7 protein-coding genes are annotated in these 7,849 nt (G+C 70.2%); 1 reads left to right on the top strand and 6 read right to left on the bottom strand.

The genetic code is table 11. The features are described 5' to 3' along the window. Window positions 1–377: 377 nt before the first annotated feature. The 6 genes from purM to QFW96_RS27415 form a co-directional block, all read right to left on the bottom strand. Window positions 378–1,490 carry a phosphoribosylformylglycinamidine cyclo-ligase gene (gene purM, locus QFW96_RS27440; RefSeq protein WP_281458629.1) on the bottom strand — a complete coding sequence of 371 codons (1,113 nt, stop codon included), beginning with the start codon at window positions 1,488–1,490 and terminating at the stop codon, window positions 378–380. A gap of 101 nt (window positions 1,491–1,591) precedes the next feature. Continuing rightward, a complete protein-coding gene (gene purF / locus QFW96_RS27435) occupies window positions 1,592–3,199 on the bottom strand; it encodes an amidophosphoribosyltransferase (RefSeq protein WP_406688457.1) in 1,608 nt (535 codons plus the stop codon). A gap of 122 nt (window positions 3,200–3,321) precedes the next feature. Next, complete coding sequence (locus QFW96_RS27430; RefSeq protein ID WP_281458628.1) at window positions 3,322–3,711, bottom strand: sterol carrier family protein; 390 nt, start codon at window positions 3,709–3,711, stop codon at window positions 3,322–3,324. 197 nt (window positions 3,712–3,908) lie between these two features. After that, a complete protein-coding gene (locus QFW96_RS27425; RefSeq protein ID WP_281458627.1) occupies window positions 3,909–4,712 on the bottom strand; it encodes a DNA-binding response regulator in 804 nt (267 codons plus the stop codon). Between the two features lie 269 nt (window positions 4,713–4,981). Further along, on the bottom strand, window positions 4,982–6,154 hold the full coding sequence (locus QFW96_RS27420) for a S8 family peptidase (RefSeq protein WP_281458626.1): 1,173 nt from the start codon (window positions 6,152–6,154) through the stop codon (window positions 4,982–4,984). Window positions 6,155–6,443: 289 nt separating this feature from the next. Next, complete coding sequence (locus QFW96_RS27415) at window positions 6,444–6,860, bottom strand: PRC-barrel domain-containing protein (protein ID WP_281458625.1); 417 nt, start codon at window positions 6,858–6,860, stop codon at window positions 6,444–6,446. A 183-nt stretch (window positions 6,861–7,043) separates the two neighbouring features. Between QFW96_RS27415 and QFW96_RS27410 the strand changes: the two genes are divergently transcribed. Then, window positions 7,044–7,619, top strand: a complete 576-nt coding sequence (locus QFW96_RS27410) for a type VII secretion system-associated protein (RefSeq protein WP_281458624.1) — start codon at window positions 7,044–7,046, stop codon at window positions 7,617–7,619. The last annotated feature ends 230 nt before the right edge of the window (window positions 7,620–7,849 follow it).

The following is a 7,849-nucleotide window of genomic DNA, read 5'->3' as shown; positions in this document are numbered from 1 at the left end:
CCCCCCCCCCCCCCCCCGCCACTCACGTCTGCGACGTACCCGGAAAACCGGGACCGGACATGGAGAACCGCCGAGGGGCGGTGCGGGATCAACTCCCGCACCGCCCCTCGTGCTGCGCTGGGACCGGGCTGATCGGAACCCACCAACGGGTGATCGTCGGCGCTCCGGGAATCCTCGGCGGCACTCGTTCGTTGGACGGGGTGCCGGCGTCGTGCGCGTGCCCCCGGGCTCCAACTATCGCCTGCTGGGAATACCGTTCGGCTGGAGCCCATCAGTGCCACCCGCCGAGAGGCGGCCCGCACGACCCGGCTCCTAACTTCACAACGCGAGAAGCCGCAGCACCCGAGGAGAGTGCTGCGGCTTCTCGTCGCTGAAGGTCAGAAGCGGGGGTGGTTGCCCCGCAGGACGACCCGGTCGTCCTCCTCCGCGCCTTCGACGGTGGGCTGCTTGGCGACCTCGCCGAGGACCCAGGCGGGCACGTGGCGCGCGGTGAGCACGGCCAGGGCGCGGTCGACGTCCTCGGCGGTGACCACGGCGACCATGCCGATGCCCATGTTGAAGGTCTTCTCCATCTCCTCGGTCTCGACCCGGCCGCGCTGGGCGATCATCCGGAACACCGGGGCCGGCGTCCAGGTGCCGCGGTCCAGCGTCGCGGTCAGGCCGGACGGGATGACCCGCGCCAGGTTCTGCGCCAGGCCACCGCCGGTGACGTGCGCGAACGTCCGCACCTCGGCCTCGGCGGCCAGCGCCAGGCAGTCCTTGGTGTAGATCCGGGTCGGCTCCAGCATCTCCTCGCCGAGGGTGCGGCCGAACTCCTCGACGTGGCCCTCCAGCGGCATCCGCGCCAGGTCCAGCAGCACGTGCCGGGCCAGCGAGTAGCCGTTGGAGTGCAGGCCCGAGGCACCCATCGCGATGACGACGTCGCCGGGGCGGACCTTGTCCGGGCCCAGCATCCCGTCGGCCTCGACGACGCCCACGCCGGTGGCGGAGATGTCGTACTCGCCGGGCGCCATCATGCCCGGGTGCTCGGCGGTCTCCCCGCCCAGCAGCGCGCAGCCGGCCTGCACGCAGCCCTCGGAGATGCCCTTGACCAGGTCGGCGATCCGGTCCGGGACGACCTGGCCGACAGCGATGTAGTCCTGCAGGAACAGCGGCTCGGCACCGGCCACCACCAGGTCGTCGACGACCATGGCGACCAGGTCGATGCCGACCGTGTCGTGCTTGTCCATCGCCTGCGCGACGGCCAGCTTGGTGCCCACTCCGTCGGTGGAGGACGCCAGCACGGGCTCCTTCCAGCGGTCGAGCTTGAGCTGGAACAGGCCCGCGAACCCACCGAGGGAACCGAGCACCTCCGGCCGGGTCGCGCGCTCCGCCCAGGGGCGGATCTTCTCCACCGCCTCGTCACCGGCCTCGATGCTCACTCCCGCCGCGGCGTAGGTGGCCTTCGGGGTTTCGGATGGGGCAGACCCTGCGATCAGGTCTTCGGACACGACTGGCTCCACATCTAGTGCGATTTGCGATTCGCCGGACGCGCGATCCTGGCCCGGACGCGTAATCCTGGCACGGCCAACGCTACGCGGCGACGGTGAGGTCAAGGGCGCTGCAACGCGTCTTCCGCGCCGTAACCGCTGGGCAGCACGGGCTCGGCGGGCCCGGCCACGCCGCGCTCGTTGCCGAGCCCTTCGAGCAGGTACTTGCCGATCCGCGCGTCGTCGGGCAGCGGGATCGGGTACTCGCCGTCGAAGCACGCCGCGCACAGCCGGTTGCGGGGCTGCTCGGTGGCGGCGATCAGACCGTCCAGCGAGACGTACCCGAGGCTGTCGGCCCCGATCGAGCGGCGCACGCCGTCGTCGTCGAGGCCGTTGGCGACCAGCTCCGCGCGGGACGCGAAGTCGATGCCGTAGAAGCACGGCCACTTCACCGGCGGCGAGGCGATCCGCACGTGCACCTCGACGGCTCCGGCCTCGCGCAGCATCCGCACCAGCGCGCGCTGGGTGTTGCCGCGCACGATGGAGTCGTCGACCACCACGAGCCGCTTGCCGCGGATGACCTCGCGGAGCGGGTTGAGCTTGAGCCGGATGCCGAGCTGGCGGATCGTCTGCGAGGGCTGGATGAACGTGCGGCCCACGTAGGAGTTCTTCACCAGGCCGTTGCCGTACGGGATGCCGGAGGCCTGGGCGTAGCCGACCGCGGCGGGGGTGCCCGACTCGGGGACCGGGATGACCAGGTCCGCGTCGACCGGGTGCTCCTTGGCCAGGCGGCGGCCGATCTCCACGCGGGTGCCGTGCACCGTGCGGCCGGAGATCGTGGTGTCCGGGCGGGCCAGGTAGACGTACTCGAAGACGCAGCCCTTGGGCTTGGGGCTGGCGAAGGACTGCGAGCGGAGCCCGTCGGCGTCGATGGCCAGCAGCTCGCCGGGCTCGACCTCGCGGACGAACGACGCTCCGACGATGTCCAGCGCCGCGGTCTCGCTGGCCACGACCCAGCCGCGTTCGAGGCGGCCGAGCACCAGGGGCCGCACGCCCTGCGGGTCGCGCACCGCGTAGAGGGTGTCCTCGTCGCAGAAGACCATCGAGAAGGCGCCGGAGACCGTGGGGAACAGCTCCATCGCGGCCTGCTCCAGGCCGATGTCGGCGGCCTTGGCCGCGAGCATCCCGGTGACCAGGTCGGAGTCGCTGGTGGCGCGGTCGCAGCCGTTGGCCGGGGACGACAGGTTGCCGCCGTCGAGACGGCTGCCGGACTCGCTCGCGCGGTCCATCAGCTCGGCGGTGTTGACCAGGTTGCCGTTGTGGCCGAGCGCGAGGCCGCTGCCCGCGCCGGTGGTGCGGAAGGTCGGCTGGGCGTTCTCCCACGAGCCCCCGCCGGTGGTGGAGTAGCGGCAGTGGCCGACGGCGACGTGGCCGTGCAGCGAGGCCAGCGTCTGCTCGGTGAACACCTGGCTGACCAGGCCGAGATCCTTGTAGACGACCACCTGGGACCCGTCGCCTACGGCGATGCCGGCGGCTTCCTGGCCTCGGTGCTGGAGGGCGTAGAGCCCGTAGAAGGAGAGCTTGGCGACTTCCTCGCCAGGGGCCCACACGCCGAAGACGCCGCATTCCTCGCGCGGGATGTCCCGCTCGATGGCTTCGGCCGAGGTGTCGAAGGTCGGAAAGGGAAGGTCCGTTGTCGTGCTGGCATGAGCCGGACGGTCGGTGACCACCGAGAACTCCCTGGAGGACGGAGCCGGAGTTACACCTCAGTGTAAGACGCCCGAAACCTGGGCGAACCCCACCTGAAGCGTGTTCGCCATCTCATCACCGCACGTAGCGTTCGCTCACCGCTTCAGCCCTGGTCCACTCGGACGAGCGGCAGCCACTGGGAGACGTCCGAGCGCGATCCGGACGCGGTCAGCAGGCCCTCGCCGACGGCATCGCTCCAAGTCATGCGGCCAGCGGCGAGTCGGAGCCAGGTGCGCGGGTCGGTCTCGACGACGTTCGGCGGGGTGCCCCGGGTGTGCCGGGGGCCTTCCACGCACTGGACGACGGCGAACGGCGGGACGCGCACCTCGACGCTGTTGCCGGGCGCGATCTGCTCCAGCGTCCGCAGGCTCAGGCGCACGGCCTTGGCGAGCTCGGGCCTGGCGGGGCGCTGCTCGGCGTCGTCGAGCCAGTCGCGGACGGCGGCGACCGCCTCGCGCATCTCCCCGGGGTCCACAGCACCGCGCTTCGGCATGCGGTCGAGTTTAAGGGGGAAGTTTTCATGAAAACTTCCCCGACCACGCGAAGTCCCCGACCACGTGAGGTGACGGTTTTCATGAGAACTGTCCCCACCCACGATCGCGGCCGGCGACGGCAGTGCGCCCCGGATCCGGTGCTCAGATGTGCAGAACCGGGACCGAGGCGCCTGATCGATTCACCAGTCGGATCGATTCACAGCCAGCCCAGCTTGACCGCCTGCATCCCGGCCTGGAACCGCGTCTCGACGCCGAGCCGCGAGATCAGCTCCCGCACCCTGCGGTGCGCGGTGCGAGCGCTGAAGCCCATCAGCCTGCCGATCGTGTCGTCGGTGGCGCCCGAGGCCAGCAGCGACAGGATCCACCGCTCCTCCTCGGTGGGCCGCAGCTCGTTGCCGTCGAGGTCCTGGTTGGCCGTGAACGGCGCCGCGTAGCGCCACAGGTCCTCGAAGATGCGGGCGATCGCCGCCAGCATCGCCGAGCTGCGCACCACGACCGCGCTCTCCACCGAGGTCTCGGTGACGGTCAGCGGCAGCAGCGCGATCTCGTTGTCCACCATGATCAGCTTGGTGGGCGCCACGTGGATCACCCGCGCCTGCTCGCCCATCGCGACGAGCTTGGTGGTGATGTCCAGCTGCGGCGGACGAGCGAGCGCCGAGCGGTCGTAGAGCACCTGGTAGCGCACGCCCTCGGCGAGCTTGCGCGACTCCAGCGAGTCCAGCGTCCCGGTCTGGGCGTACGGCGGCTTGGCCACGCCCTGGACCAGGTGCGTGGCACCGGCCTGCAGCTCGTAGGCGGCCCAGCCGACCCGCTTGGCCCCGTGCACCACCTGCAGCACTCCGCCGCTGCCCGCCTGCGCCTTGGCCGCTCGGGTGACCGAGGCGACCTGCGCCTGCACGGCGCGCTGGCTGAGCTGCTCCGGTGCGGGCGACTCCCCGCCCGGAGGTTCCGCGACATCGGTCGACGGCTTGGTCAGTTCCTCGGTGTATCCGGGTAACACGGCACATCCCTCCTCGATGTGCCCCGGCGGCACCCGCCCGACCTCTCGGCGCGGCACCGCAATGGACACTGAGCTCCCCCTGCTTCTGGCAACGTATCCACCGGGAACCACCGCCGGAACCGACTTTCGCCGGACATCTCGGGCGACGAGGTGACGCAGCCCGATCAGCGGAGTCCCGATACCCCCGAATGCAGCAGCGCCGATGCAGCGCGGGCCCTCCCTGAAGCGCTCAGGAAGGGCCCGCGACGGCGCTCTATCGCGTCAAGCGATCACAGGTCGCCGATCTGCAGCAGGTCGGCGATGGTGCCCTGCGGGGCTCCCTGGACGACGCCGGTCGAGGCCTGGCCCTGCAGACCCTTGATGACGTCGGCCGGGGCGGTGCCCGGGTTGGCGGCCAGGAACAGCGCGCCGACGCCGGCCACGTGCGGGCTGGCCATCGAGGTGCCGCTCATCGCCTCGGTGCTGCCACCGGGAACGGTGGAGACGATGTCCACGCCGGGGGCGTAGCCCTCGACGGTCTCGCCGAAGTTGGTGAACTCGGCGGACGTGTCGGTGTTGTCCGACGCGGCCGTGGTGAACACGCCCTCGGCGCTGGCCGGGGACACCTGCGAGGCGTCCTGCGACTCGTTGCCCGCGGCGACCGCGAGGAACACGCCGCTGTTGACCAGGTTGGTCGCGGCCTCGTCGAGGGCCGGGTCCTTCGGACCGCCCAGCGACATGTTGGCCACGGCGTTCTCGTCGTGGTTCTGGGCGACCCAGTCGATGCCGCCGACGACGGACTCGGTGGTGCCCTGGCCCTGGTCGTCCAGGACGCGGACGCCGACGAGCTTGGCGCCGGGCGCCACGCCGTAGGTGTTGGAGCCGATGGTGCCGGCGACGTGCGTGCCGTGGCCCTGCTTGTCCAGGCCGTCACCGCCGGTGGCGTCGAAGCCGACCGAGGCGCGACCGCCGAAGTCGGGGTGGTCGGGGGCGATGCCGGTGTCGATGATGTAGGCGGTGACGCCCTCACCGTTGCCGGCCGGGGTGTAGCTGTCGTCCAGCGGCAGCTGCGGCTGGTCGAGGCGGTCCAGGCCCCACGAGCCGGCGGCGGCCGGCTTGACGTTCGGCTCGACCGCCATGCGGTAGCTCTGCGAGATGTTCTGGACCTTGTCGCTGGCGCGGACCTCGTTGAGCTGTTCCGGCGTCAGCTTCGCGGAGAAGCCGTTGATGGACTTGGTGTAGGTGTGCCGGGCCTGGACGCCCAGCTCCTCGGCGACGCCCTGCGGGGCGATGCCGTCCTTGAGGTTGACGATGTAGACGTCCGCGGTGTCCCTCGACTGAGCCTGCGGGTGCAGGGTCAGCGGGGCCAGGTCGACCTGCGGCTGTGCGCCGGCGGGAGCTCCGGCGAACACGAGCGCCGCCGCGGCAACCCCTGCCCCGGTGCCGAAGAGCAGCTTCCTCATGCGTTCCCCTCCTTCAAACGGTTCCGCTCGGGTGGGGCCGAGCGGAGGTGTTTCAGAGCGGAACGTAACCAGCGAGTGCACTCGTATGGGCGACGTTGGCGATTTTGCGCCAAACAATCGGACGTTGGGGTTAACGCATTCCCAATGAGCCCGGTCCTACCGGGAATGAGCAGCTGAAACCGGAGTGCGCGCAAGGGGCCGATCGGCCCGGCGATCGCCGGATTTCCCAGTTGTTACCCGCAAGTAGCGGTAACAGTCCGTACTCAATATAACGATGGGGGTGGACGCTCTAACGGGTGGCCGCTACCCAGCGCCGCAACCGCAGCCGAACCGACTCGACGTACTCGTCGGACTGCTCCGACTCACCCTCGGCTCCCTCGGGCTCGACGCCGTAGGTCATGCCGTAGTACCGGTACAGCGCCCGCTCGGTCGCCAGCGGCAGATCGCCCTGCTCCAGGTCGACGTGCGGCGCCAGCCGCACCGCCTCCTTGCCGACCGAGACCGTCAGGGTGTCGCCGTCGAACGCGGCGCCGTCGAGCGGCACGAAGCTCTCGTTGGTGCCGAACAGACCGGTTTGGACCGTGATCCACGCGGGTTGCTCGGTGTCGTCGTCGATGAACAGCTGACCCACGATGCCGATGCGCTGCCCCGCCGGATCGAAGACCTCGCACCCGAACATGCGCAACGCTTCCCGCTGACCGATCATCGAGCACCCCTCCCGAAAGCCCCGGGAATCAAGTCTCCCCCTTCATCAGGCGAGACGGCACCTCAAAACGGCGGACTGACCTCTTCGGACCACGCCTCGCCGAGAATGGGACCCTTCAACGGGAACGCTCGGCAGTCGCGGGGCGTGTTCTTTGTCCAGCCGAGCAACGGAGTCTCGAACCCCATGACCGAACCGACGCCGCCGATCACCGACGAGATGCGCGCGCACGCCAAGGAGAACCCGAACACCTGGCTGTACATCGCGGATCCCGGCTACGCGCAGGACGAGGACGGCGACATGCCGCCGGAGGGCGTCGTGGGTGCGTACCGCATCGACGAGAACGGCGAGATCGACGAGGAGTTCCAGTTCAACGAGCAGTACGTCCCCTCGGACCTGATGCTGCACCGGCCGGAACCCACCAACGACCTGGAGCGCGTCCTCGACGAGATCGCCGACGGCGAGCGCCCGGAGGACGACCTGCCGCGCGCCGTCCTGGCCGGTGAGGTCATGCTCTACGCGCCGTCCGCCGAGGACCGCAACGTCTACACCGCCGAGATGTCCGACGGCACCACGCTCGTCCCGGCCTGCACCTCGGCCTCGCGCGTTCCCGAGGACTGGCCCGGCTACCGCACCGTCCCGGGTTCCTGGCTGCCCGACGTCCTCGGCGGCTACGACCTCGGCCTCAACCTCCACGAAGCCGTGCAGGCCGTCATCCCCAACGGCGTATTGGCGCAGTTCGCCGAAGAACCAGGAGAATAGAGCTCCTCAGCTTGCTCGGCGGTGCGGGTGGGGGAACCTGAGCAGCGCTGTGGACTCCGCGCGCCACTCCTGATGCATGCCGGTGCACGGCGTCGCGGCGTGCTCACCACAGCACCGCTCAGAACCCCGGCGGTGCGAGCTGCCAGGGTGGTGGAGGAGAAACCGGCTTCGCCGGTTACCGGTGAAACTCGTTCGACGGATGGCCGGTCGCCCTGATCGAACCTAGTGTC

Origin of the sequence: Saccharopolyspora ipomoeae (assembly GCF_029952525.1) — a bacterium.
GTDB classification, from domain to species: Bacteria; Actinomycetota; Actinomycetes; order Mycobacteriales; family Pseudonocardiaceae; genus Saccharopolyspora; species Saccharopolyspora ipomoeae.
Note: the sequence above shows the minus strand (reverse complement) of the source record. Positions and strands in the feature narration are given on the sequence as shown.

Excerpts from the sequence above, each read along its gene's own strand:
- QFW96_RS27420 (WP_281458626.1), bottom strand. The coding sequence starts at position 6,154 with ATGAGGAAGCTGCTCTTCGGCACCGGGGCAGGGGTTGCCGCGGCGGCG.
- QFW96_RS27430 (WP_281458628.1), bottom strand. The coding sequence starts at position 3,711 with ATGCCGAAGCGCGGTGCTGTGGACCCCGGGGAGATGCGCGAGGCGGTC.
- QFW96_RS27415 (WP_281458625.1), bottom strand. The coding sequence starts at position 6,860 with ATGATCGGTCAGCGGGAAGCGTTGCGCATGTTCGGGTGCGAGGTCTTC.
- QFW96_RS27410 (WP_281458624.1), top strand. The coding sequence starts at position 7,044 with ATGACCGAACCGACGCCGCCGATCACCGACGAGATGCGCGCGCACGCC.